The following is a 24,805-nucleotide window of genomic DNA, read 5'->3' as shown; positions in this document are numbered from 1 at the left end:
CGTCGGATCAGACGTTACGCGGGCCGGTACGACAGCTGCTTGTCCCTGCTGGGTGGGGCCTACGGGATTAGTGTTCACTCATGAACGCTTCTGGCTCCGTCCCCCTCGGTGTCGATTCCGAGGTGGGCCGATTGCGATCGGTCATTCTTCATCGTCCTGGCGACGAGTTGAAACGATTGACTCCGCGCAACAACGACGAGCTGCTATTCGACGCGTTGCCGTGGGTGGACCGCGCGCAGGAAGAACACGATCAGTTTGCGACCGTCCTTCGTGAGCGCGGCGTCGAGGTACTGCTTTTGTCCGATCTCCTCACCGAGGCGCTCGAGGTCAGTGGCGCAGCGAGGATCCAGGGAATCGCGGCCGCCGTCGACGCACGCAAGATCGGCCACGCGCTCGGGCAACACCTGGCCGCCTACCTGCGAAAGGTGGAGCCGAAGGAGCTTTCGTCGATCCTTACTGCAGGAATGACGTTCGACGAATTGCCGATCGATGCCGACTCGACCTCGTTGGTGCGCAGGATGCATCACGGCGGTGACTTCGTGATCGACCCGTTGCCCAACTTGCTCTTCACCCGTGATTCGTCGTTCTGGGTCGGGCCACGGGTCATCATCACGTCCTTGGCGTTGTCAGCGCGAGCTCGCGAATCCTCGATAACGGATCTCGTCTACGCGCATCACCCTCGATTCAAAGGCGTGCGCCGCGCGTACGAGTCGCACACGGCTCCTGTCGAGGGAGGTGACGTGCTGCTTCTCGCGCCGGGGGTGATCGCAATCGGTGTCGGTGAACGTACGTCACCCGCCGGAGCAGAAGCATTGGCGCGTAGCGTGTTCGACGACGGCCTCGCCCACACGGTGTTGGTTGTTCCGATCGAGCAACGCCGAGCGTCGATGCATCTCGACACGGTCTGCACCATGGTCGAGGCCGACGCGGTCGTCATGTATCCGGCCATTCAGGACACCCTGGCGGCGTTCACTCTGCGCAAGGAAGACGACGGGGTGAGTATTCGCGGTGCGACGCCGTTCCTCGAAGCGGCGGCCGACGCCATGGGAATCGGAAAACTGCGTGTGATCGACACCGGACTCGACACGGTGACTGCCGAGCGTGAGCAGTGGGACGACGGAAACAACACCCTCGCCGTCGAGCCTGGCGTCGTCGTCGCTTACGAGCGCAACGTCGAAACGAACGCCAGGCTGGAGGCCTCGGGTATCGAGGTTTTGCGAATCGCGGGTTCGGAACTGGGGTCCGGCCGAGGTGGTCCTCGGTGCATGTCCTGCCCGATCGCCCGCGATCCGCTGTAAGCCGTCGACGCTGTCAGAGAATTTCTTCCACCTTGGCTGCAGGCCGCGCGAGGACGGTGCCTTTGTCGGTGACCACGAACGGGCGTTCGATCAGAATTGGGTGCTCGATCATCGCGTCGAGGATCTCGGATTCGGATGCATCGGCGAGCCCGAGTTCCTTGTACTGCGTTTCGCGCTTGCGAACGGCTTGGCTGGGCTCGAGGCCGGCGTCGGCGAGGAGTTTTTCCAGCTCGGATCGGGTAGGCGGAGTATCGAGGTACTTCACAATGGTCGGTTCGATGCCGGCGTCGCGGATAAGTCCGAGAACAGTCCGCGACGTGTTGCACCGTTGATTGTGGAAGATGGTTGCAGATGCCATGTCCGTCATTCTGCCTCTGTGTCCGAACTCGTGGGACAAACAGGGGAACAACGGACACCTCCGGCGCGCTGCACTTGAAGTACCGACTTGTGAGGAGAAAACGATGACGGAACATCGAAGTGTGGACGAACGGCGCGTGGTCATTGCCGGTGGGCACGGCAAGATCGCGCAGCACCTGACGTACCTGCTGGCAGGACATGGTGATCGGCCGGTAGCGCTGATCCGCAACTCCGCGCACGAGGGTGCGGTCCGCACACTCGGCGCGTTCCCCGTGGTGATCGATCTGGAATCCTCCACGGTCGAGGAAGTTGCGAAGGTACTCGACGGTGCCGACGTCGCGGTCTTCGCCGCGGGCGCCGGACCTGGTAGCTCGATCGAGCGGAAGGACTCCGTAGACCGAGCTGCGGCGGTGCTGTTGGCCGATGCCGCCGAGAAAGCGGGAGTGCGTCGGTTCATACAGATCAGCGCCATGGGTGCTGGTGACGAAATACCGGAGAACACCGACGAGATTTTTGCCGCCTACCTGCGGGCGAAGACGGCAGCGGAGGAAGACCTGAAGACAAGGACTTCGCTGGATTGGACGATTCTTCGGCCAGGACTTCTGACAGACGACGACCCCACCGGTGAAGTCCTTCTTGCAGAGCCACCCGTCGATCGAGGCTCTGTGCCTCGTGCAGATGTCGCCGCAGTGATCGAAGCGCTCATCGACGCGCCGTCCAGTGTCGGCAAGATATTGGTTCTGACCTCCGGCCCGCATACGATCCGCGAAGCGATCGAGGGTTTGTGAGAGAGAAGATGCTGTGACCGAGAAGATACGACGAGGGTGACGATGAAGATCGCGATCGAACACGATTCCTCCACAGCTCCGTACGACCAACTGCGGCAACAGATTATCGAGCAGGTTCACGGCGGCGGATTGATTGCGGGAACCAAGATCCCGACGGTGCGTGCATTGGCCTCGGAGCTGGGATTGGCGGCCAACACCGTCGCGAAGGCTTATCGCGCGCTCAGCGATCAGGGCGTGATCGAGACGAGGGGAAAGCAAGGGACGTTCATCGCTTCGGGGACCGATCCGGTGCAGGCGCAGGCGGAGCAGGCGGCGACCGCGTTTGCGCATAAGGTCCGCTCGCTCGGGTACTCCGACACTGAGATCGTCGCCATGGTGGAGTCGGCATTGAGAGGTGCGTGACACATTGATTAAGTTGACGCTTCAACTTAAAGCTGTCAGTCTTGGCTCATGAATTCGTCGATTGCTCGTGACCTCGGACTCCTCATCGCCCGTGTCGGCCTCGGGATCATCTTCATCGCCCACGGTTGGCAGAAGTTCTTCACCTACAAGATCGCCGGAACGCAGGCCGCATTCGAAGGGATGGGCGCCCCGCTCCCCAAGATTTCTGCAGTTCTGGCAGCATCCATCGAACTCGGTGGCGGCATCCTGCTCATCGCGGGTCTGCTGACCCCGCTCGTCGGCGCACTGCTGTTCCTCGACATGGTCGGCGCGTTCTTCATCGTGCACGCCGACAAGGGCGTCTTCATAGACAACGGCGGCTATGAACTCGTCGTCGCACTCGGTGTCGGTTCGCTCTTGATCGCTGTTATCGGCGCAGGACGCATCAGCATCGACGGATTGATCGGCAAGGGCAACGGTTGGGTTAAAACCCCAGCTTGATCGGGGTGAGAAGGCGGGTTCAACGGCTGTTGAGCCCGCCTTCCAGCTTGCTTTTGGCCCACAAAGTGACGAACGTAGTCATCTATGGTGACGAAATCTGATCGATCCGAACAAGATTCCGGGGCCAACGAAGAGCGCCCGGAGACGGGCTTCACTCGGGTAGGCGTTCGGACCGACTACGTGGTGTTTTCCGTGGCGGCCGCAGCGGTGCTGGCTATTGTCGTGTGGGGTCTCGTAGCTCCCGACAACCTGAACTCGGTAACCGGAAGTGTTCTCGGCTGGTTGGTGACGAACATCGGCTGGCTCTTCGTACTCGCAGCTTCGGCTTTCGTGCTGTTTTCCATCTACCTCGCTGTCAGTCGATTCGGCGACATTCCGCTGGGCAAAGACGGTGAGAAGCCAGAGTTCCGAACCGTCAGCTGGATCGCCATGATGTTCAGCGCCGGCATGGGCATCGGCCTGATGTTCTTCGGTGTCGCGGAACCGCTTGCGCACTACGTGACTCCGCCTCCCGGTACCGACGGTGGCGTCGGAACTGCCATGGCTACCACCATGTTTCACTGGGGTCTTCATCCTTGGGCGATGTATGCCGTTGTGGGCCTTGCCATTGCGTACGGGTCGTATCGCCGAGGACGCAAGCAACTGTTCAGTTCGGCCTTCATCCCGTTGCTCGGTCGCAAAGCCGAAGGGCCGATCGGCAAGGTCATCGACATCCTGGCAATCTTTGCGACGCTTTTCGGCACCGCAGCATCTTTGGGGCTCGGCGCACTTCAGATCGGCTCCGGTTTCGAGGTAGTCGGCTGGATGGAAGAAGCCGGCGTATTCCTGCTCGTGGCCATCGTTGCGGTGCTGACCCTGGCGTTCGTCGCTTCGGCAGTTTCCGGTGTGGCCAAGGGAATTCAGTGGCTCTCCAACATCAACATGGTGCTAGCGCTGATCTTGGCCCTGTTCGTGTTCGTTCTCGGGCCGACCGTGCTGATTCTCAATCTGCTCCCGACGACCATTGGTGCATACGTTTCCGACCTCGCCCAGATGTCGGCCCGCACGGGTGCATCGTCGAATCCTGAAACCGGCGCGTGGCTTTCGTCGTGGACGATCTTCTACTGGGCATGGTGGGTGTCCTGGACGCCGTTCGTCGGCATGTTCCTGGCCCGCATCAGCCGCGGCCGCACGATCCGCCAGTTCATCGTCGGCGTCATCGCCGTTCCCACGACTGTCAGCTTGCTCTGGTTCGCGATCTTCGGCGGCGCAGGCATCGGCGAGGAACGCGACGGAATCGGCTTGTCCGGCCGAGGCTCGGAAGAGGCTCAACTGTTCGGCATGCTCGACAATCTGCCGTTGGCCGGAGTGACGACTGTCCTGGTCATGCTGCTCGTCGCAGTGTTCTTCGTCTCCGGCGCCGACGCTGCGTCGATGGTGATGGGGACGCTCTCGCAGCGCGGAACGCTCGAACCGAGTCGCTGGGTCGTGGTGTTCTGGGGCATGTTGACCGGTGGCGTCGCGGCGCTTCTGCTGTGGACCGGTGGTTCCGAAGCGCTCGACGGCTTGCAGACCATGACGATCATCGCTGCGGCGCCGTTCGTGCTGGTCATGATCGGATTGTGCTTCTCGCTGTACAAGGATCTTTCGCACGACCCGATCATCATTGCGGCGAAGGAGCAGAAACGTGCTCTCCTACGCCCGCGCCGAGGACGCCGTGTGGGTAAGTCTGTGGAGTAGGACTTGAGCGGAGTAGGACTTGAACTGTGAAGGGGCACCGAACTGCGGTTCGGTGCCCCTTTGTCGTCTGGTTATTTCCAGCTGGGCAGCCACAGATGGTTCTGCCACGATTCCGGCGTGATCGGCATGGCGGTGAGTATCGGCCAGAGGTAGACGAAGTTGGCCACGACCAGACCGATGTACAGACTGACTGCCAGAAGTCCGGTGGTACGACGCTCGACGGACGCGCTCGCCTTGCCCAGTACATCGCCGAGGACCAGCGCAAATCCCATGACCATGAACGGGGCGAGTGCAACTGCGTAGAAGTAGTACATCTGGCGGTCGAGCGTCGCGAACCACGGGAGGTAAGCGGCACCGTAGCCGGTCAGGACCACGGCGTATCGCCAGTCCCTGCGCACGAACGTCTGCCAGATCGCCCACGCCAACATCGGTAGGGCCAGCCACCACATCGCCGGTGTGCCGATCAGCATCACGGCCTTGACGCAGCTGGCGGCCCCGCAACCGGTGACCTGCTCGCCGTCGGCGTAGTAGTAGAGCATCGGTCGTAGCCCCATCGGCCACGTCCACGGTTTCGACTCCCACGGGTGGTGGTTTCCGGCGGAGTTGGTCAGACCGGCGTGGAACTGGAGAACGTTTCCGCTGTAGTACCAGAGTGAGCGCAGCGCGGAGGGAATGAAGCTCCATGTGCCGCCCTCACCGATCTCGTTACCGACGGCGTGACGGTCGACGCCGGTCTCGCTGGTGAACCAGGCCCAGTAGCTCGCGAGGTACACACCGAGCGGAATGATCACCAACGCATACAGAGCCGGCCCGATGTCGCGAACTGCAGTGCCGACCCATGGGCGCTGCACGCGGTAGGCGCGGCGCGCTGACAGGTCGAAGGCAACACTGAGCAATCCGAAGAACAGAATGAAGTACATGCCGGACCACTTGGTTCCGCAGGCCAGGCCGAGCAGGATGCCGGCGCCGAACCTCCACCACCGGAAACCCAGCCGCGGACCCCAGGCAGAGTCGCCGATTCGGCCCTCTTCGTATACCTTCGCCATCCGTTCGCGGACTTGGTCGCGATCGACCACCAGGCATCCGAGAGCAGCGAGGACGAAGAAAGCCAGGAAGATGTCGAGCATCCCCAGGCGTGAGGAGACGAAGGTGACGCCGTCGACGATGAGCAGGATTCCGGCAATCGCGCCGATCAGCGTGGAGCGCGTCATGCGGCGCACGATCCGGATGATCAGCAAGACCATCAGTGTCCCGACCAGGGCCGACGAGAATCGCCACCCCCAACCGTTGTAACCGAAGAGTGCTTCGCCGATCGCGATCATCTGCTTACCGATGGGCGGGTGTACCACCAATCCGTAACCGGGATTGTCTTCGATGCCGCCACCGGTCAGAACTTGCCAGCCCTGCGGAACGTAGTGCTTCTCGTCGAAGACAGGTGTGCCGGCGTCGGTCGGGTAGGCGAGCATCGTGAAGCGTGTGATCGCCGCGATAGCGGTGACGAAAGCGGTGACGATCCAGCCGCGCAATCTGTCGGTCGGGCCGAAATCAGGATCCGGTACCAGCGGGCCGGGACTACGCATTACCCGATCGCTCGTGGCGGGCGTTGGCCGCTCGTCCGTCTGCACAGTCACCTGGCAATCGTAGGCTGTCAGGTATGACTGGTCGCTTGGTACTCGCCGCAACACCCATGGGAGATGTCGGTGACGCGTCTCCGCGTCTTCGGTCTGCTCTCGCAACCGCCGACGTCGTTGCTGCGGAGGACACACGACGCACCAAGTCTCTGGCGTCCGCGCTCGAGGTAACCATCACCGGGAAGATCGTCAGTTTCTACGATCAGGTCGAGATTTCCCGGCTGCCCGCGCTGGTCGCCGACGTCGCCGAAGGCAAGACCGTCCTGCTGGTCACGGACGCGGGCATGCCGTCGGTCAGCGATCCCGGATATCGCCTTGTCGCCGCCTGCGTAGCCGAGAACCTCGCCGTCACGTGCTTGCCCGGTCCGTCGGCGGTGACGACGGCGCTGGCACTCTCCGGATTGCCCGTCGAGCGGTTCTGCTTCGACGGGTTCCCGCCGCGTAAGCAGGGGCAGCGCAAGACGTGGCTCTCTGCCTTGGCAACCGAGCAGCGAGCGTGTGTGTTCTTCGAAGCGCCTCATCGCCTTGCCGACTGCCTCGCAGATGCGGTGGAAGTGCTCGGGCCGAATCGCCGCGCGGCTGTGTGCCGGGAATTGACCAAGACCTACGAGGAAGTGAAGCGCGGCACTCTCGGGGAGTTAGCTGCTTGGGCCGCCGAGGGCGTTCGCGGTGAGATCACGGTGGTGCTCGAAGGCGCAGTGCTGGTGGCATCTGATCCTGCCGATCTGGTCGACGAGGTGGAAAGGCTGGTCGAGGGGGGAGCACGATTGAAGGACGCGTGTGCTCTGGTCGCAACGGCCGGAGTCTCCAAGCGTGAGTTGTACGAGACGGTCCTGGCTGCGCGCAAGGACTAGCGGGAGCGGTTCACGGCGGGTGTGCCGGGACGCAGGTTGGCGTCGTCGGCTGCAGCCTGGCCGGCGTGCCAGCCTTCGGCGTCCACGGACCGTCCGCGAGTCTTGCGGGTTGTCGGGAACAATCGATCGAATTCGGCGTCGACGGCCTCGGATGTGGTGGCGAGGATCGGCAGAAGATCCGCGACGTCCATCGATGCCGCGTCGGCCGCTTCGGCGGTGGCTTTGGTGCCGGCGTCACGCAGGCGGTGTCCGATGCGGCTGGCGAACCCGGCCAGGAATCCCTTGCGGAACGAGGTGGTGCGTGAGCCGCCACGATTGCTCGAGTCGGCGAATTGCATTGCACGGGTTGCCTGTACAAGTAGTGAAGTGAACAGCATGTCGACTTGCTGAAGGTCGACCGGAGTGCCGACGACGGTCGCGAGCGCGATATCGCTGAACCACACCGTCCTGACACGATTCGATTCGCCGATCTCGGTCAGGAGGTGAACTTTTTCTTTCACGTACGGGTTCTCGATGTGAATGCGTCGTGCATTCACGGACGTGTCGGTGACCCCGGCGCGACTGTGGAGCAGTGCGGAATCGATCGCGTATCGCGTCATCAACTCCTGGGCCTTCGCGGTGAAGATCTCGGCTTCTTCCGCGAAGTTGGTGGCTTCGGCTTTGGCGAGTAGCCCACGAATTCGCTTGAGTACCTTGGCGTCGACCTCGGTGTCACCGACGCCGGCATAGCTGGTGTGGGTGCGTTGCGACGGCCAGGTGGATGGTGGCGCGAGCAATACCGTCCACTGAGGTAGGCGCATCCACGATCGCGCGACGTCGACGATCTGCGAAACGAGGAAGTAGGGATCCTGGAACAGAAGGCCGGCCGCGAGGGAGCGAAAAACGTCGTCGTCCACGGTGATTCGAGAAGCGATGTGCCGAGACTTCGGATACTGCTCGCCGATCGTCTGCAACTGCCCCACCCATTCGAGCGGAGCGCGATCGGAGGCGCGCGACGCCTTCGCGTCGAACAGGATGGTGGTGGCGGCGAGATCGGCGTCGGACGCTTCTTTGCTTCGACGCGCCAGATGAATCAGATCCGCCGGCTGCCATCCGCGGTCGTACGCCGCGGACAGTTCGGAAACGAGATCTCGCACCGCGGAAACGGATTGAGGGCTGACCTCCTGAGTGGACACCCGCGCTCCGTTCCATGGCAGTGTCTGCGCCGAAGCGCTGGTTCGAATGTATGTTCTATTCGTCGTCATGGCTGGAGTGTGCACGTGGGGTCCGACACATCCGCCTGTAACCGGATATCTCGGACCCCACGTGCGGCACTCTCGCTTAGCTCATTCCTCGACGAAGCGGGGGAAAACTGGCGCCGGAGCAGGCAGTTTCCGGTTCGCGTCGATGCGAACCGCAATGTCGGCGAACTGCCGGTTCTCTTCGCTCTGGCCAAGCAGATCGAGGATGCGTGACGCCGCGTCGGGCATCACCGGCTGAACGAGAAGCCCGACGATACGGACCACTTCGAGCGTCACGTACAGAACCGTCGCCATGCGTGCCGGATCCGTCTTGCGCAGAACCCACGGTTCCTGCTTGGAGAAGTACCGGTTGGTCTCGCCGAGAACGCCCCAGATGGCTTCCAGTGCGAGATGCAGCGCCTGCACGTCGAACTCGCTGCGGCACTTGGCAAGCAGGGCATCCGCCGACGCCAGCATCGCCAGGTCGTCCTCGGTGAACTCGCCGGGGGTCGGTACCTGGGCATCGCAGTTCTTCGCGACCATCGTCAGTGAACGCTGCGCGAGGTTGCCCAGTTCATTGGACAGGTCTGCATTCATACGCGTCACGATTGCTTCGTGGCTGTAGCTGCCGTCCTGGCCGTACGAGATCTCGCGGAGCAGGAAGAAGCGGACCGCGTCGAGGCCGTACTGATCGACCATCGCGATGGGGTCGACGACGTTGCCGACCGACTTCGACATCTTCTCGCCCTTGTTGTACAAGAACCCGTGGACGAAGACCCGCTCCGGCAGTTCGATGCCGGCAGACATGAGGAACGCCGGCCAGTACACGGTATGGAAACGCGTGATGTCCTTGCCGATGATGTGCAGGCTCGCGGGCCAGAACTTCTCGAACTCCGCCGAGTCGACGTTCGGGTAACCCACGCCGGTCAGGTAGTTGGTGAGGGCGTCGACCCAGACGTACATGACGTGGTCGGGGTCTCCGGGAACCTCGACGCCCCAGTCGAACGTGGTGCGCGAGATCGACAGGTCCTTGAGGCCGCCCTTGACGAAGCTGACGATCTCGTTGCGACGAGTCGCGGGGGCAATGAACTCGGGATGCTCTTCGTACAGAGCAAGCAAACGGTCCTCGTAGGCCGAGAGACGGAAGGTGTAGTTGGACTCCTCGGTCCACTCCACCGGGGTGCCGGTCTCCGTCGACTGACGGGTGCCGTCGTCCAGAAGCGTGGTCTCGGCTTCGGTGTAGAAGGCCTCGTCACGAACCGAATACCACCCCGAGTACGTGTCGAGGTAGATGTCGCCCGATGCGGCCATCTTTTCCCAGATCGCCTTGCTGGCGACCTGATGATCGGCGTCGGTGGTGCGGATGAACCGGTCGTACGAGATGTTCAGGACCTTGTCGAGGTTCTGGAACACGTCGGAGTTCCGAGCCGCGAGTTCGCGGACGTCGATGCCCTCTTTGATCGCTGTCTGCTGCATCTTCAGACCGTGCTCGTCGGTGCCGGTCATGAAGAACACTTCATGACCGTCCAACCGCTTGAAACGGGCGAGCGCGTCCGAGGAGATGTACTCGTACGCGTGGCCGATGTGCGGAGCGCCGTTGGGATACGCGATCGCTGTCGTGATGTAGAACGGCGATCGTTCCGCGCCTTCCGGGGCAGCGGAGTCCGGGCGCGGGGTCTGGGAGGGTGAGGCAGGCACAGTCATGGTGGGCTTACTCTATCGGGCGTGAGCAAAGACCGTCCCGCCCCCGATGCCCCTGAGCCCTTGTCGCCTCTGATCGACGCACATACGCACCTCGACGCCTGTGGTGCGCACGACGCTGCGACCGTGGCCGAAATTGTCGATCGGGCCGAAGCCGTCGGCGTCGGACGGGTCGTCACGGTGGCCGACGACCTTGATGCCGCACGCTTTGCCGTCGACGCTGCGAACTGGGATTCGAGGGTTTACGCAGCCGTCGCAATCCATCCGACCAGGGCGAACGTCCTCGATGTCGACACCAGAGCCGAGATAGAACGGTTGGCGTCCGATCCGCGGGTCGTCGCGGTGGGGGAGACCGGGCTGGATCTCTACTGGCCAGGCAAGCTCGAAGGGTGCGCCACCATCGAGGAGCAGGTCGACGGTTTCCGGTGGCACATCGACCTCGCGAAGCGTCTCGGCAAGACGCTGATGATTCACAATCGCGAAGCCGATGAGGACCTGCTGCGGGTGCTGCACGAGGAAGGCGCGCCGGAGACCGTGGTGTTCCATTGCTTCTCCTCGGATTCGGAGATGGCCCGTGCGTGCATCGACGCGGGCTACGTGTTGAGTTTCTCGGGAACCGTGAGTTTCAAGAATGCGAAGGCGCTGCGTGAGGCCGCGCTGTTGGTGCCGTCGGATCAACTGATCGTCGAGACGGATGCGCCGTTCTTGACGCCGCACCCGTTCCGCGGTGCGCCCAACGAGTCGTACTGCCTGCCGTACACAGTGCGCGCGCTCGCAGACATCCGCGGTGAGGATCCGCAGGCGCTGGCAGCAGCGTCCACGGCGACAGCGGAGCGCGTCTACAAGCTCTGACGCTATGGTGGTCTGACAGGTAACTCCGCGCCCGGGACGGTCGTGTCCCGGTTCGTCTACTGCGCGGAGTATTCAGATGAATGACTACAACGTGGTCACAGTCCGCATCGAAACGTGGGAATTCGAGTGCTGTGCACCGTTGCCGGTGGTCGGCGAAAAATCTGCGTGGGCTTTGCACCCCACACGTGAGTCGCTGTGGTTCGACGGGACGGTTCATGGAGGAATCTATCCCGACGACGTGGAACCTACGGCCGGGATCGTTCTCTCGATCCGACTCGAGCGCGGCGAGTTTGTCGAACAAGAACCCAGGCACTGGGTATTGGTACCTGGGAGCACCGATCACGTTCGAGTCGAGAAGGTCCCACGGTCTTTTCGCGGCATGTCGTCGCTGGTTGCCGGTCGTCGTGGCTGGATGGAGACGGCCGTTGTCGTCGAGCTTGCTCTTCCCGCGAGGGGATGAGGGCGCACAGCTTCACTGAGCCGACGCCGGTCGACTCTTCGGTCCGGATCGTCAGCGTTCATGTCGACGCGGTCGAAGTCGAGTGCTGCGGGCCGTTTCCGGTGGTCGGTGAACCATGCTCGTGGACATTGACACCGCGATCGCAGGACGACGATTTCGACGGTTGGGTTCACGGCGGGATGCCGGCGTCTGGAGTCGTGACCACCGGTGTGGTGCTCGGGATTCTCGTGGTCACGACGACGTACGAGGAAGTCGGAAGTCCACGCATGTGGTTGCCCGTCGAAGGTAGCGAGACCTATCGAAGGGTCGAGGCCAGTCCTCGGTGGTTCCGAAGGTTCGGCGACTTCGACTTCGAGCCGCAGAATCGGATCGAGACCGGGCTGGTCGTCGAATTGACCACCACCCGTGCGCCTTTCCGGTAGTCCCCACTACCAAAAAGGCGCACAGGGGGCTTGCCCCTAGAGAACCTTCGCCAGGAAGTCCTGGGTGCGCTGCTGCTGGGGGTTGCCGAACAGACTCTCCGGCTTACCTTCTTCGACGATGTATCCGTCGGCCATGAAGATGACTCGGTCGGAAACCTCACGGGCGAAGCCCATCTCGTGGGTCACGACGACCATGGTCATGCCCTGCTTGGCGAGGTCGCGCAGCACCTGCAGAACCTCACCCACCATTTCGGGGTCGAGGGCGCTGGTGGCCTCGTCGAAGAGCATGATGTCCGGACTCATCGCGAGTGCGCGGGCGATGGCAACGCGCTGCTTCTGCCCACCGGACAGGCTGGCGGGCTTGGCATCTGCCTTCTCCGCGAGACCGACCTGGCCGAGCAGTTTGACGGCGATCTCGCGAGCTTGCTCCTTGGTCGATCGCCCGGTCTGCACCGGAGCGAGCATCACGTTTTCGACGACGCTCATGTGGGGGAACAGGTTGAAGTGCTGGAACACCATCCCGATGTGCTGGCGCACCTTGTCGATGTCGACATCCTTGTTCGTGAGGTCGAACTGGTCGACGCGCACGGATCCGGCGGTGATGTCTTCGAGGCGGTTGAGGCAACGCAGGAAGGTCGACTTGCCGGAACCTGAAGGCCCGATGACGCAGACCACTTCACCGCTCTTGATGTCGACGTCCAGGCCCTTGAGGACCTCGTTGTCGCCGAACGACTTCTTCAGTCCCTTGACCGAAATCTTGACCTCGGTGGCGGACTTGCCCATGTTGACGGCTGTTTCGGTCACTTGTTGATCCTCTTCTCGAGGCGGTTCGACAGCTTGGTGAGCGCCATGATGATGATGAAGTACATGACGCCGATGATCAGCCACATGTTGAACGACTGGAAGTTGCGCGCGATGATGATGCGCCCTGTCTGAGTGAGCTCGGCGAGTCCGATGACCGAGAGGATCGACGTGTCCTTGAGGGTGATCACGAACTGGTTGATGTACGACGGGATCATCGTGCGAATTGCCTGCGGCATGATGACTTTTCGCATCGACTTCATGTAGCTGATGCCCAGGCTTCGTGACGCCTCCATCTGTCCCTTGTCGACGGACAGGATGCCGCCGCGGACGATTTCAGCCATGTACGCGCCGGCGTTGAGCGAGAGCGTGATGATGCCTGCGGTGAAGGCGGACATCTGGAAATGCAGGGCTGCCGGGATGCCGAAGTAGATGAAGAATGCCTGCACCAACAGCGGTGTGCCGCGGAAGATGTCGACGTAGGTTGTGCCTATACCTCGGACGAACATGTTGGTGGACACGCGGCAGAGACCGAAGATCGCGCCTAGGACCAGAGCGATCGCGATCGAGACGACGGAGAGAACGATCGTCAACCACAGGCCCTTGAGAAGCTGCGGGTAGGTGCTCTTGATCAAGCCGATGATGGAGTTGTCCGACGTCGACGCGCCCTGACCGAGGTAGGTCGAGACGATTTCGTCGTACTGGCCGTCGTCGCGCAGGTTCTGCAGTCCGGCGTTGAACATCTGGAGCAGTTCGGCGTTCTGGCCCTTGTTGACTGCGAAGCCGTAGCTCGCGCCCACCTCTTTTTCGGTGACCGTCTTGAGGCCGTTGCCCTGTGTGATGCCGTAGGCGAGGACGGGGTAGTCGTCGAAGACTGCGACGGAGTTCCCGGTGCGGACCTCGTCGTACATGCTGGCGGAGTCGGCGAAATAGACTGTGGTGAAGCCGTATTGGTCCTTGATGGACTCGGCGAAGCTGGCGCCCTCGGTGCCGTTCTTGACGGCGACGCGCTTGCCCCTCAGATCCTCGTACGACTTCACGTCGTTGTCGGTCTCGAGGACCGCCATCTGCACGCCCGACTCGAAGTACGGGTCGGAGAAGTCGAACACCTGCTTGCGGGCGTCGGTGATGGACATGCCCGCGATGACGCCGTCCGCCTGCCCGGCCTGCACGGCCTGAAGGGCCGCGTCGAAGCCGAGCTGCTTGATGTCGACCTTGAAGCCTTGGTCCTCGGCGATCGCATTGAGCAGGTCGATGTCGATGCCGACGAGTTTGCCGTCTTCGTTCTCGAATTCGAACGGGGCGAATGTCAGATCGGTGGCGATCGTGTAGGTGCGGCCGGGTTGCGCGCTCGCGATTCCGGGGGCGAACAGCGCTGCGATCAGCGCCAGCAGGATGGCCAGGATCGGCCACCTGGCATTACGTGGTCTGTCGAATCTTCTTCGCACTATCGCCCAGCTTTCTTCTGTCGCGCCCGGGATCGCCGGACTGCTTTGAACCAGACGAGAACATACTGCGCCCAGAGCTGAATCGATACACGGGTATCGGAGCCGGAAAGTGCAGAACACACGACACGCCGTTGCCGTTCCGTGACAAAAGTCGCATTTCGTTGTGATTTGGTTGCCGATACAACGCTCGGTCGTTACCGTATTGTGATCGAACGTCGTCTGCCTTGGGATTTCCTGTGTCGCCTTTTGCCAAGATCAACTCCACGAAGTCACCACTTCTCTATTCAGTGGTGGGTGCGTTGCTTCTGACGCTCATCGTCGGGGGTGCGCTCGCCGTGGTTCGGCACAAGACGATCACCCTCGACGTCGACGGCGACATGATTTCGCTGTCCACGATGTCGAGCAGCGTCGGTACCGCTCTCGAGGACGCCGGATACCCGGTCGATCCCAAGGACGCGCTCGCACCCAGTGCCGATTCCTCCCTGTCCGATGGCGATACCGTCGTACTGCGCCGTGCCCGTGAGTTGGCTCTGACCGTCGACGGTCAGCCGACCACCATCTGGACCACCGCATTGACGGTCGACGAGGCATTGAAGCAGGTAGATGTTTCCGACGACTTCGCAGTCTCGGCTTCGCGCTCGCATCGTCTGCCGCTCGAACGGACCGAGCTCGACGTCGTCAGCCCGAAGACCGTCAGCGTCAGCGACGGTGGCGCTCCCGCGGCGGAGGTCAAGCTCGCCGCCGTGACCGTCGGTGATCTTCTCGCGGCCAAGAATGCGCCGCTCGAGCAGGCCGACTCGGTGGTTCCCGCCGCCGACACACCCGTTACCAACGGCCTGACCATCCAGGTCACTCGCGACCGCACGGACACTCGCGTCGAGACGCAGCCGATCGCGCCGCCGGAGAACAAGGTCGAAGATCCCGAGCTCGAGAAGGACAAGACCGTCGTCGAGAACCCGGGTGTTCCGGGTGAGCGCACGGCCACCGTCGAGGTGAAGACCGTCAACGGTGTCGAGGCCGGACGCACGGAACTGTCCGCGACCGTGATCAAGGAACCGGTCGCAGCAGTGGTGAAGGTCGGTACCAAGCAGGCTTCCGCTCCCGCTGTGTCCAACGCGTCGACGTGGGATGCCATTGCTCAGTGCGAGGCGACCGGAAACTGGGCCATCAACACCGGCAACGGTTTCTACGGAGGACTTCAGTTCACCCAGAGCACCTGGGAAGCATTCGGCGGCGGTCAGTACGCAGCTCGCGCCGATCTCGCATCACGTGAACAGCAGATCGCGATCGGCGAGAAAGTCCGCGCCGGTCAGGGCTGGGGTGCTTGGCCGTCCTGCACCAGCAAATTGGGCCTGCGCTGACGCGCTCACACCTCACAGAACACAGGAACCGATGTCACCGTTCGCCAAGATCAACTCGACCAGGTCGCCGTTGTTGTACTCGGCGATCGCCGCTCTTCTCCTGACGGTTCTCGTGGGTGGTGTTCTGGCCGTCGTCCGGCACAAGACCATCACTCTCGATGTCGACGGTGAGCAGATTCGCCTGAGCACCATGTCGACCAACGTCGACGGCGCTCTCGAGGACGCGGGTTACCCGATCGGTGACAAGGATGCAGTTGCTCCCGCGGCCGACGCTTCGCTGTCCGACGGCGACACCGTGGTGCTCCGTCGTGCCCGTGAGATCACGCTGACGGTCGACGGTCAGCCGCAGAAGCTCTGGACCACAGCCTTGACCGTCGACGACGCGTTGAAGCAGTTGGACGTCGCGGCGGATGTGCACGTGTCGGCTTCGCGCTCGCAGCGTCTTCCGCTGGACGGCGCCGCGCTCGACGTGCTGACACCGGTCGTCGCAAAACTGGTCGACGGCGCAAACGCGGCAGCAGACGTGCGTATCGCGGCGCCGACGGTCGGGGAGTTCCTTACCGCCAACGGCACTCCGCTCGAGCAGTCGGACACGGTGGTTCCCGCCGCCGACGCTCCACTGACCGAGGGCCTGGAGGTCACGGTGACGCGCAACCGCACCGAGAACAAGGTCGAGACCTTGCCGCTCGATCCGCCGGATCAGCGCATCGAGGACCCGACGATGAACCAGAGTCGCACGATCGTCGAGAACCCGGGCGTGCCCGGTGTGCGTGACGTGACGTTCGCCGTGAATCTCGTCAACGGTGTCGAAGCCGGACGTACCCAGGTCGCGGAGACGATCACCACACCGGCGCAGCCGAAGGTCGTGCGTGTCGGAACGAAGCCGGGCACCGAGGTGCCGCCCGTGGAGAACGGTTCGACGTGGGATGCGCTCGCACAGTGCGAGGCCACCGGTAACTGGGCCATCAACACCGGCAACGGTTTCTACGGCGGCGTGCAGTTCGATCAGAACACCTGGGAACGACAGGGCGGGTTGAAGTATGCGCCCCGCGCCGACCTCGCCACCCGTGAAGAACAGATCGCGATTGCGACACAGACCCAGCGCACTCAGGGCTGGGGCGCATGGCCGTCGTGCTCGGGTCGCCTCGGACTGGGATAAGTTCTACTGGTGTCAGACGCCGAACAATCGAACGAACCCATCGCTACTCCGCGCGGGCAGGCAGCCCTGCTCGGTCCGGTCGAGGTGCGCGCTCTTGCCGAGGAATTCGGTGTCCGGCCCACGAAACAGTTGGGGCAGAACTTCGTTCACGACGCCAATACCGTGAGGCGCATCGTCACCACGGCAGGCGTGACACGTGACGACGTCGTTCTCGAGGTAGGGCCTGGTCTCGGTTCGCTGACGATGGCGCTGATGGACGTGGTCGATCGGGTCATCGCGGTCGAGATCGATCCCAACCTCGCGGCTCGCCTGCCGAAGACGGTGGCCGAGCGAGCGCCGGAACTGGCCGATCGCCTGACCGTCGTCGAAGCCGACGCGATGCGTGTGTTGCCTTCGCAGATTCCCGGCGAGCCGACCGCGCTTGTCGCGAACCTGCCGTACAACGTCGCGGTGCCGGTGCTGTTGCACCTGTTCGCGTCGCTTCCGAGTCTGCGGACCGCACTCGTGATGGTGCAAGCCGAGGTTGCCGACCGCCTGGCGGCTGATCCGGGAAGCAAGATCTACGGCGTTCCCAGCGTCAAGGCCAACTTCTTCGGCGAGGTTCGCCGCGCCGGTGCCGTCGGACGCAACGTGTTCTGGCCGGTGCCGAAGGTCGAATCCGGACTGGTTCGTATCGATCGGTACGCGGAGCCGCCGTGGCCGATGGACGAGAAGCACCGCAAGCAGGTTTTTGCGGCGATCGACGCCGCATTCGCACAGCGCCGCAAGACTTTGCGTGCCGCTCTCAGCGGTTGGGCAGGTTCGCCTGCCGAGGCCGAACGACGGCTCCTCGCTGCCGGTATCGAGCCTCAGACGCGTGGCGAGATGCTCGACGCAGCAGCCTTCGTTCGGCTGGCTGGAGGCGAATAGCCCCGTGCGCGGTTAAGGAGTGCAGGGACTCCCTAACCGCGCACAGGGGCTTGCCCCCTTATTTGAACCGCCGCAACCTCAGGCTGTTGCTCACCACGAACACACTGCTGAATGCCATTGCGGCACCGGCGAGCATCGGGTTGAGCAGGCCGGCCGCAGCCAGCGGGATCGCAGCCGTGTTGTAGGCGAATGCCCAGAACAGGTTGCCCTTGATGGTCTTGAGCGTCTTGCGGGACAGTCGAATTGCATCGGCTGCCGACCGCAGGTCACCTCGCACCAGAGTGATATCGCTGGCCTCGATCGCAACGTCGGTACCCGTGCCCATCGCCAGGCCGAGATCGGCCTGAGCCAGGGCTGCCGCGTCGTTCACGCCGTCGCCGACCATGGCCACGACGCGTCCTTCCGCTTGCAGTTTCTTGACGGCGTCGACCTTGTCCGCAGGCATGACCTCGGCGAAGACGGTGCTGATCCCGACCTGATCCGCGACAGTGCGAGCAACGGTGGCGTTGTCACCGGTCAGCAGAACCGGTTCGAGGCCGAGTGCTTTCAACTGCGCGATTGCTTCGGCGCTCGTGTCCTTGACCGCGTCGGCGATCACGAGGATGCCGTGCGCCTTGCCGTCCCAGCCCACCGCGATTGCGGTGCGCCCGGCCTTCTCTGCTGCAGCCTTCGCCTCGCGGAGATTTTCCGGCAACGGCATCGACCAGTCGGCGAGCAGCGCGTCTCGGCCCGCGACGACGGCGTGACCGTCGACCATTCCCTGCACGCCGCGCCCGGCGACGTTCACGAAATCCTCGACCGCAGGCAATTCGCCCACGGCTTCGGTCGCACCCTTCGCGATCGCTGCGGCGATGGGGTGCTCGGAGCGATGTTCGAGTGCGCCCGCCAGCCGAAGGACCTCGTCGACGGTTGTTCCTTCGCCCACCACGGTGTCCAGCAATGTCATCTGACCGGTGGTGACGGTTCCCGTCTTGTCGAGCACGACGGTGTCGACTGCGCGCGTCGATTCGAGCACCTCGGGTCCCTTGATGAGGATTCCCATCTGGGCTCCGCGACCCGTGCCCACCAACAGGGCTGTGGGCGTTGCCAATCCGAGGGCACAGGGGCACGCGATGATCAGCACGGCGACAGCAGCGGTGAAGGCCATCTCGATAGGGTTACCGGTGCCGAGCCAGTAGCCCAGTGTCGCAACGGCAATCGCGATGACGACCGGTACGAAGATACCGGCGATCCGATCGGCGAGGCGCTGAACTTCGGCCTTGCCGTTCTGGGCGTCTTCGACCAGTGCCGCCATCTGGGCGAGTTGGGTGTCGCTCCCGACCCGGGTTGCCTCGACGGTCAAGGTTCCACCGACGTTGACGGTGGCGCCGACGACAGTGTCCCCGACACCGACTTCCTCCGGCACGGATTCACCCGTCAACATGCTCATGTCGACGGCTGAGCGGCCCTCGGTGATGATGCCGTCGGTGGCGATCTTCTCGCCGGGCCGGACGATGAAGGAGTCGCCCGCTGCCAGTTCTTCGGCGGGGATTCGTACTTCGACGCCGTTGCGCAATACCGCGACGTCTTTCGCACCGAGCTCCATGAGTGCGCGTAGTGCGGCGCCGGACGTGCGCTTGGACTTGTGCTCGAAGTAGCGTCCGGCCAGCACGAACGTGATGACGCCCGCGGCAACTTCGAGGTAGATGTTGGCGCTGCCGTCCATCCGGTCGACCGTCAGCCGGAAGGCGTGCTTCATACCGGCTTCGCCCGCAGTGCCGAAGAACAGTGCGTAGAGCGACCAGACGAAGGCCGAGATGGTGCCCAGCGAGATGAGCGTGTCCATCGTGGCCGCGCCGTGACGCAGGTTCACCCAGGCAGCCCGGTGGAAGGGGAGGGCCGCCCACACGATGACCGGTGCGGCCAGTGTGAGGGAGAGCCATTGCCAGTTGTCGAACTGCAGCGCAGGAATCATTGCCATAGCGATGACCGGCACGGAGAGAAGAGTCGAGATGATCAGGCGGGTACGGAGCTCGCGCAGATCACGATCCTGCGGGGTTTCCGCATCCGGGTCGACGGTGTCCGGCGCGCTGGGCGGCTTGGGGAGCGCGGCGGAATAACCGGCGTTCTCGACGGCAGTGACCAGATCTTCGACGGGTACCCCGTCCGGGAAGGTGACCTTGGCCTTCTCCGTCGCGTAGTTGACGGTGGCTGTGACGCCGTCGATCTTGTTGAGCTTCTTCTCGATTCGTGACGCGCAGGAGGCGCAGGTCATCCCGGTGATCGCGAGTTCGACGCTGCTCGAGTTGGCAGCATTGTCGACCGCAGTCGGTGACGTCATCAGTGCCCTCCCTCGTGATTGTCTGGAACTGAAGCTGTGGAAATGCCTGCATCAACAGTGAATTCGGCGGTCCGAACCACGCCCTCGTGCTGGAAGTCGAGGAACAGCCGGTATGTGCCTTCGCTCGGTGCCTGTGCGTGGAAGGAAATGTCCGGACCAGGAGCTGTGACGCCGTCGCCTGGCTCGCCTTCGGGGTGCACGTGCAGGTAGGCGAGGTCGCCGGTGCGCAGGGCAACGAGGTGACCGAAGGCACCGAGGTACGGATCGAGATCGGTGACCGGGGCTCCGTCGCGAGCAACGCTCAGCGTGATCGGGCCGCCGGCAGTGGTCAGATCACCGTCGAGAGTCACGGTGTATCCGTCGACGGTTGCGGTCGCGCTCTTCGCAGGTAGCGGCGCAGGAGTGAATTCGCCTGCCACGTCGAAGTTTCGGCCGAGTGTCAGTTGGGTGCCGTCGGTGGGATCGAAGTCCGCGAAGACTCGGTAGGTGCCGGCGGCGGGCCAGGCCCAGTCGATCGACCAGGTGCCGTCTGCAGCGAGGGACGGATGTACGTGGCGGAATTCGCTGGTGTCGTTTCGGACGACAATGAGGTGGAGTTTCTTCTCGTGCAGGAGGTCGAAATCGACGACGGGCGTGTTGGTGTCGTCGAGAATCCGGAAGGTCAAGGTTCCCGGCTCCCTAGCTCGACCGGGTGCGGTCACATCGGTGAGTGTGTATCCGCCGGAAGAGACTTCGAGTCCTGCAGGTGTTGCCGAATCCATGCCTGGCATCGATTCTGTGGTTGATTCGTGGGTGCTGTGCTGGGCGGTGGACATGTCTATCGGGCTTCCGATTGCGGCCCCCACGCCGAGGGCGGCGCCGAAGACGGCGACCAGCCCTACGGCGTAGGCGGCAAGTGTTGTCGAGGTGCGCACGGCTGACTCAGCTTGGTACGACTGCGTAGCCGGCTTCGTCGACTGCTGCGACGACGTCGGCTGCGGAGACGGGAGCATCGCTGGTGACGACGACACGTCCGCTCGCCAGTTCGACATCCACCGCGGTTACTCCCGCGATGTTGCCGATCTCTTCCTTGACGGATCCGACGCAGTGTCCGCAGGTCATTCCGGAAACGGTGTATTCGGCGGTGGTCATCGCAGGTCCCTTCGGTTGTGGAAAGCTTATTTTACGGATACCCGGTGTAGGTATCACTCTGCAATCGAAGGTACCCCCAGGGGGTATGCCTGTCAACGGGCTGGGCAGTGACGAAGGCCTCAGGGAAGACAACAGGGCGGATGTGTGGTCTACTTGTGTTGGTCGTAAGTGTTTGTGTTTGTGTTTCCACGCTCGCAAATGGTTAGGTTGCGAGCGTTTGGACATCCTCCACGGATTTGTCTCAGAACGGTCGTAGTAAGTGACCCGGGCGGTCGAAGCGACTGCCTGTTGACACTGTGTTAGAGGAGATTTACATGGCAGAGGGCATCGTGAAGTGGTTCAACTCCGAGAAGGGGTTCGGCTTCATCGCTCCCGAAGACGGCAGTGCTGACGTCTTCGTTCACTACTCCGAGATCCAGAGTGGCGGCTTCCGCACTCTCGAGGAGAACCAGCGCGTGGCGTTCGAGATCGGTCAGGGCAACAAGGGCCCGCAGGCCACCGGCGTTACCATCGTCTAAGACGTCCATGTGAGTCGGGCAACCGACGCATGACGTACTGACAAGACCCCAACTCTTCGGAGTTGGGGTCTTGTTGTATTTGGGTGAAAAACGCTGTCATGCATCGAGATACCGCTGAGTGGCGACTGCCGTTTCCGCCGCGATCGTGCGGCATTCCTCGCGGAGTTCAGGTGGATTCACAACGGTGAAATCGACGTCGAAAGCTCTGAGCCAGTGTGCGATCGATCGCAGAGAAGTGCCCGAAAGCACTATGACGCAACGCCCTTCGTCGGTGGACTCCACCGATCCCCACTGTTCGTTGACCATGGGTGCTATCTGCTCGATGGGTGCATGCAGTAGAACTGTTGCGCGCGTGGAGGAATAGGCCCGAGCGACACCGCGGGACACGAAGTCTGCTGCACCACCGGCGGGTAGTTCCCGCGGCACGAATCGTGGGCCGGTGGGGATCTTGGGTTCCATCCGGTCGACGCGGAACGACCGCCAGTCTTCGCGAGACAGATCCCAAGCCACCAGATACCACCGAACACCCGACCGCACGAGCCTGTACGGTTCCACCTCGCGTCGGCTCTGGGTGCCGTCGTGAGTGCTGTAGTCGAATCTCAATCGCTCGTGGTTGTGGCATACGGATGCGATGGCGGACAGTACCGACGCATCGACTGCGCTCGCGGCGGGCTCGCGTGGCACGACATCGATCGACAGCGATTCCAGACGGTGTCGCAGCCTCGACGGCATGATCTGCCGCAGCTTCGCCAGCGCGCGCATCGAAGCCTCGCCGATGCCGACCACAGAGCCGGTCGCTCCGGATTGCAGTGAAAGTGCCACCGCGAGTACTTCTTCGTCATCGAGCTGTAGCGGGGGCATCTCCGCGCCGGCACCCAGGCGATATCCGCCACCGACTCCGACTGTCGCGTCGACCGGATAGCCGAGATCGCGGAGGCGGTCCACGTCACGTCGAACTGTGCGTGGGGTGATCGCGAGCTTGTCTGCGAGTTCGGCACCGGACCAGTCTCGACGTGTCTGGAGCAGTGACAGCAACCGCAGTAGGCGAGCCGATGTCTCCTTCATGGGAAGAAGTCTGCCAAACATTTAGGACCCAATGCGTCCTCAATTGAATTTAGGTTGGTCCGCATCCGATCAGTCGAGAAGAAATTGGGGCACATCATGAGTCGCATCAACGACGGCAGACCGATGATCGAGACGAAGGCGCTCACCAAGCACTTCGCCCAGGGCAAGAAGCTCGTGGAAGCAGTCAAGGGAGTCACGCTCGATGTAGCGGAGGGTGAGTTGGTTGCCTTGCTGGGGCCGAACGGCGCCGGGAAATCGACGACGTTGCGCATGCTGACCACCTTGCTCGAGCCCACGTCCGGCAGCGCGCGAATCGCAGGATTCGACATCGCTGCGGCACGAAACGAGGTGCGATCGAGCCTCGGGTACGTCGGGCAGGGGAACGGAGCCGGCCACAACCAGCGGGTTCGCGACGAGTTGGTGACGCAGGGGTTGTGCTACGGAATGCCCAAGGGCGACTCGCAGGTCCGGGCCGACGAATTGCTGCGTGATCTCGAACTCACCGAGTTGGGTACTCGAAAGGTCAGTACGCTGTCCGGCGGGCAGCGCCGGCGGCTCGATATCGCCCTCGGCCTGGTGCATCGCCCACCGCTCCTGTTCCTCGACGAGCCGACCACGGGCATGGACCCGCAGAGTCGGGCCAACCTCTGGGACCACATCCTGCGGTTGCGGCGCGAGATGGGCACCACGATTGTGCTGACCACGCACTACCTGGAAGAAGCGGATTCGATGGCGGAGCGGGTCATCGTCATCGACGAGGGCACTGTTATCGCGGACAACACCGCCGCTGCACTCAAAGCGGATCTTGCGGGGGATCATCTTCTGCTCACCTTCGACAGCGTCGAGGCGGCCGCCGTCGCAGCGTCGGTGGCCGAGCGACTTGTCACTGTGCGTGACGTCACCGTCCAGGCGAGTTCGGTGAGTATCCGTGCCGGCGAGGGTGATTCGACGCTACCGGTGTTGCTGCGTGAAGCCGATGCCCGTGGTGCCCGCGCACTCACTGCCGACATCACCAGGCCGACTCTCGACGACGTCTTCCTCACTCTCACCGGCCGCAGCCTGCGCGAGAGCGCCGCCGCGGTCGCTTCCTGAAACACGACAAAGAACTTCGACGAAGAGGAATCCGCCATGACAATCACACTCGATACCCCACGTACCGTGCACGGCAGCATCGTTCGAGACAGCGCAATCGTGATGGGCCGTGAGCTGCGACCGATGTTGCGCGACCCGGTCAGCGTCATCTTCAGCCTCATCCAGCCGCTGATCCTGTTGGCGTTGTTCGGGCCTCTGCTCAAAGGGGTTCCGGGTACCGGTGACGGCGTATGGAATTGGTTCATTCCCGGTGTGTTGGTGATGATCGCGATCTTCGGAACGACGATGACCGGGTCCAACCTCCTGATGGAGATGCAGCAGGGATCGCACGAGCGAATGTTGGTGACTCCGCTCCGACGCTCGTCCTTGTTGATCGGGCGAGCGTGCAAGGAGATGGTTCCGCTTGCCGCGCAGGCGATTCTGATCATTCTGGTCGCACTTCCGCTCGGATTGGACGTCAATGCAGCGGGCGCCGCGCTCGGGATAGTCCTGCTCGGAGTGTTCGGCGTCGGACTCGGTGCGCTCTCGTACGCTCTCGCTCTGGCTGTGCGGGAGCAGGATTGGATGTTCTGGGTCGTTCAGCAGACGCTGATGTTCCCGCTCCTGATCCTGTCGGGAACCATGCTTCCACTCGAGGACGCACCAGGTTGGATGAAGGTCCTCGTGAACATCAATCCGCTCGGCTACGTCGTAGACGCCGAGCGGGCACTCTTTGCCGGAGACTTCGCGTCGAGCAGCGTTCTGGCAGGAATCGTCGCCGCCTTGGGCGTGGCGGTGGTCGGTCTGGGCGTAGGTGTGCGCGCGGTGAAATAGCGTG

The 24,805-nt window shown here is 62.8% G+C and carries 25 protein-coding genes; 15 read left to right on the top strand and 10 right to left on the bottom strand.

Annotated elements, in window-relative coordinates:
* Positions 1–80 precede the first annotated feature (80 nt).
* Complete coding sequence (arcA, locus tag EHW12_RS21740; RefSeq protein ID WP_003946210.1) at positions 81–1,298, top strand: arginine deiminase; 1,218 nt, start codon at positions 81–83, stop codon at positions 1,296–1,298.
* A gap of 13 nt (positions 1,299–1,311) precedes the next feature.
* Here the strand turns inward: arcA and arsC are convergent, their stop codons facing one another.
* Complete coding sequence (gene arsC / locus EHW12_RS21735; protein ID WP_003946209.1) at positions 1,312–1,665, bottom strand: arsenate reductase (glutaredoxin); 354 nt, start codon at positions 1,663–1,665, stop codon at positions 1,312–1,314.
* A 94-nt stretch (positions 1,666–1,759) separates the two neighbouring features.
* Between arsC and EHW12_RS21730 the strand changes: the two genes are divergently transcribed.
* The 4 genes from EHW12_RS21730 (at position 1,760) to EHW12_RS21715 (ending at position 5,044) form a co-directional block, all read left to right on the top strand.
* The gene (locus tag EHW12_RS21730; protein WP_050654500.1) at positions 1,760–2,443 is read left to right on the top strand and encodes an SDR family oxidoreductase; all 684 of its coding nucleotides are present in this window, start codon (positions 1,760–1,762) and stop codon (positions 2,441–2,443) included.
* A gap of 42 nt (positions 2,444–2,485) precedes the next feature.
* Positions 2,486–2,845, top strand: coding sequence for a GntR family transcriptional regulator (locus EHW12_RS21725; RefSeq protein ID WP_003946225.1), 360 nt, complete (start codon positions 2,486–2,488; stop codon positions 2,843–2,845).
* 48 nt (positions 2,846–2,893) lie between these two features.
* Positions 2,894–3,325 carry a DoxX family protein gene (locus tag EHW12_RS21720; RefSeq protein WP_003946228.1) on the top strand — a complete coding sequence of 144 codons (432 nt, stop codon included), beginning with the start codon at positions 2,894–2,896 and terminating at the stop codon, positions 3,323–3,325.
* An 84-nt stretch (positions 3,326–3,409) separates the two neighbouring features.
* Complete coding sequence (locus tag EHW12_RS21715) at positions 3,410–5,044, top strand: BCCT family transporter (protein ID WP_003946258.1); 1,635 nt, start codon at positions 3,410–3,412, stop codon at positions 5,042–5,044.
* 71 nt (positions 5,045–5,115) lie between these two features.
* Here the strand turns inward: EHW12_RS21715 and EHW12_RS21710 are convergent, their stop codons facing one another.
* Positions 5,116–6,624 carry a phospholipid carrier-dependent glycosyltransferase gene (locus tag EHW12_RS21710; RefSeq protein WP_003946230.1) on the bottom strand — a complete coding sequence of 503 codons (1,509 nt, stop codon included), beginning with the start codon at positions 6,622–6,624 and terminating at the stop codon, positions 5,116–5,118.
* Between the two features lie 74 nt (positions 6,625–6,698).
* On the opposite strand from EHW12_RS21710, the gene rsmI reads away from it, so the two are divergent.
* Complete coding sequence (gene rsmI, locus EHW12_RS21705; protein ID WP_003946264.1) at positions 6,699–7,529, top strand: 16S rRNA (cytidine(1402)-2'-O)-methyltransferase; 831 nt, start codon at positions 6,699–6,701, stop codon at positions 7,527–7,529.
* Here rsmI and EHW12_RS21700 read toward each other — a convergent pair.
* Positions 7,526–8,773, bottom strand: a complete 1,248-nt coding sequence (locus tag EHW12_RS21700) for a DUF2786 domain-containing protein (RefSeq protein ID WP_241199026.1) — start codon at positions 8,771–8,773, stop codon at positions 7,526–7,528. The genes rsmI and EHW12_RS21700 overlap by 4 nt on opposite strands.
* Positions 8,774–8,854: 81 nt before the next feature.
* On the bottom strand, positions 8,855–10,453 hold the full coding sequence (gene metG / locus EHW12_RS21695; RefSeq protein WP_003946248.1) for a methionine--tRNA ligase: 1,599 nt from the start codon (positions 10,451–10,453) through the stop codon (positions 8,855–8,857).
* Between the two features lie 21 nt (positions 10,454–10,474).
* Here metG and EHW12_RS21690 point away from each other — a divergent pair, with 21 nt between their 5' ends.
* The 3 genes from EHW12_RS21690 (at position 10,475) to EHW12_RS21680 (ending at position 12,184) form a co-directional block, all read left to right on the top strand.
* Positions 10,475–11,302, top strand: coding sequence for a TatD family hydrolase (locus EHW12_RS21690; RefSeq protein WP_030536315.1), 828 nt, complete (start codon positions 10,475–10,477; stop codon positions 11,300–11,302).
* A gap of 76 nt (positions 11,303–11,378) precedes the next feature.
* Positions 11,379–11,762 carry a DUF6578 domain-containing protein gene (locus EHW12_RS21685; RefSeq protein ID WP_042921287.1) on the top strand — a complete coding sequence of 128 codons (384 nt, stop codon included), beginning with the start codon at positions 11,379–11,381 and terminating at the stop codon, positions 11,760–11,762.
* Positions 11,759–12,184, top strand: a complete 426-nt coding sequence (locus tag EHW12_RS21680) for a DUF6578 domain-containing protein (protein WP_125051740.1) — start codon at positions 11,759–11,761, stop codon at positions 12,182–12,184. The genes EHW12_RS21685 and EHW12_RS21680 overlap by 4 nt, the downstream gene beginning before the upstream one ends.
* Before the next feature lie 36 nt (positions 12,185–12,220).
* Here EHW12_RS21680 and EHW12_RS21675 read toward each other — a convergent pair whose 3' ends face one another.
* Positions 12,221–12,967 carry an amino acid ABC transporter ATP-binding protein gene (locus tag EHW12_RS21675; protein WP_030536313.1) on the bottom strand — a complete coding sequence of 249 codons (747 nt, stop codon included), beginning with the start codon at positions 12,965–12,967 and terminating at the stop codon, positions 12,221–12,223.
* 17 nt (positions 12,968–12,984) lie between these two features.
* Complete coding sequence (locus tag EHW12_RS21670; protein ID WP_003946214.1) at positions 12,985–14,433, bottom strand: amino acid ABC transporter substrate-binding protein/permease; 1,449 nt, start codon at positions 14,431–14,433, stop codon at positions 12,985–12,987.
* A gap of 236 nt (positions 14,434–14,669) precedes the next feature.
* On the opposite strand from EHW12_RS21670, the gene EHW12_RS21665 reads away from it, so the two are divergent.
* From EHW12_RS21665 to rsmA, 3 genes are read left to right on the top strand one after another with little or no spacing between them, the layout of a single operon-like run.
* The gene (locus EHW12_RS21665) at positions 14,670–15,794 is read left to right on the top strand and encodes a resuscitation-promoting factor (protein WP_125051738.1); all 1,125 of its coding nucleotides are present in this window, start codon (positions 14,670–14,672) and stop codon (positions 15,792–15,794) included.
* Between the two features lie 31 nt (positions 15,795–15,825).
* A complete protein-coding gene (locus tag EHW12_RS21660; RefSeq protein ID WP_065455355.1) occupies positions 15,826–16,953 on the top strand; it encodes a resuscitation-promoting factor in 1,128 nt (375 codons plus the stop codon).
* 9 nt (positions 16,954–16,962) lie between these two features.
* Positions 16,963–17,862, top strand: a complete 900-nt coding sequence (gene rsmA, locus EHW12_RS21655) for a 16S rRNA (adenine(1518)-N(6)/adenine(1519)-N(6))-dimethyltransferase RsmA (protein ID WP_003946263.1) — start codon at positions 16,963–16,965, stop codon at positions 17,860–17,862.
* A gap of 58 nt (positions 17,863–17,920) precedes the next feature.
* On the opposite strand, the gene EHW12_RS21650 is transcribed toward rsmA, so the two are convergent.
* Genes EHW12_RS21650 through EHW12_RS21640 form a run of 3 tightly spaced genes read right to left on the bottom strand, consistent with a single transcriptional unit; the run spans position 17,921 to position 21,313 of the window.
* On the bottom strand, positions 17,921–20,182 hold the full coding sequence (locus tag EHW12_RS21650; RefSeq protein WP_030536311.1) for a heavy metal translocating P-type ATPase: 2,262 nt from the start codon (positions 20,180–20,182) through the stop codon (positions 17,921–17,923).
* Positions 20,182–21,096: a hypothetical protein gene (locus EHW12_RS21645; RefSeq protein ID WP_125051736.1), complete on the bottom strand. Its 915-nt coding sequence runs from the start codon at positions 21,094–21,096 to the stop codon at positions 20,182–20,184. Before EHW12_RS21645 ends, EHW12_RS21650 begins: the two co-directional genes overlap by 1 nt.
* 7 nt (positions 21,097–21,103) lie before the next feature.
* Complete coding sequence (locus EHW12_RS21640) at positions 21,104–21,313, bottom strand: heavy-metal-associated domain-containing protein (protein ID WP_003946267.1); 210 nt, start codon at positions 21,311–21,313, stop codon at positions 21,104–21,106.
* 314 nt (positions 21,314–21,627) lie between these two features.
* Between EHW12_RS21640 and EHW12_RS21635 the strand changes: the two genes are divergently transcribed.
* The gene (locus EHW12_RS21635) at positions 21,628–21,831 is read left to right on the top strand and encodes a cold-shock protein (RefSeq protein ID WP_003946232.1); all 204 of its coding nucleotides are present in this window, start codon (positions 21,628–21,630) and stop codon (positions 21,829–21,831) included.
* A gap of 96 nt (positions 21,832–21,927) precedes the next feature.
* Here EHW12_RS21635 and EHW12_RS21630 read toward each other — a convergent pair whose 3' ends face one another.
* Positions 21,928–22,896, bottom strand: coding sequence for a YafY family protein (locus EHW12_RS21630; protein WP_003946249.1), 969 nt, complete (start codon positions 22,894–22,896; stop codon positions 21,928–21,930).
* Positions 22,897–22,992: 96 nt separating this feature from the next.
* On the opposite strand from EHW12_RS21630, the gene EHW12_RS21625 reads away from it, so the two are divergent.
* Together EHW12_RS21625 and EHW12_RS21620 are read left to right on the top strand one after the other, a co-directional pair.
* Entirely contained in the window at positions 22,993–23,988 is a 996-nt protein-coding gene (locus EHW12_RS21625; protein WP_080726601.1) for an ATP-binding cassette domain-containing protein, read from the top strand.
* 36 nt (positions 23,989–24,024) lie between these two features.
* Positions 24,025–24,801, top strand: a complete 777-nt coding sequence (locus EHW12_RS21620) for an ABC transporter permease (protein WP_125051734.1) — start codon at positions 24,025–24,027, stop codon at positions 24,799–24,801.
* The last annotated feature ends 4 nt before the right edge of the window (positions 24,802–24,805 follow it).

Source organism: Rhodococcus sp. NJ-530, from assembly GCF_003860625.1.
Lineage (GTDB): Bacteria > Actinomycetota > Actinomycetes > Mycobacteriales > Mycobacteriaceae > Rhodococcus_F > Rhodococcus_F qingshengii.
This window is presented reverse-complemented; position numbering and strand designations above follow the sequence as displayed.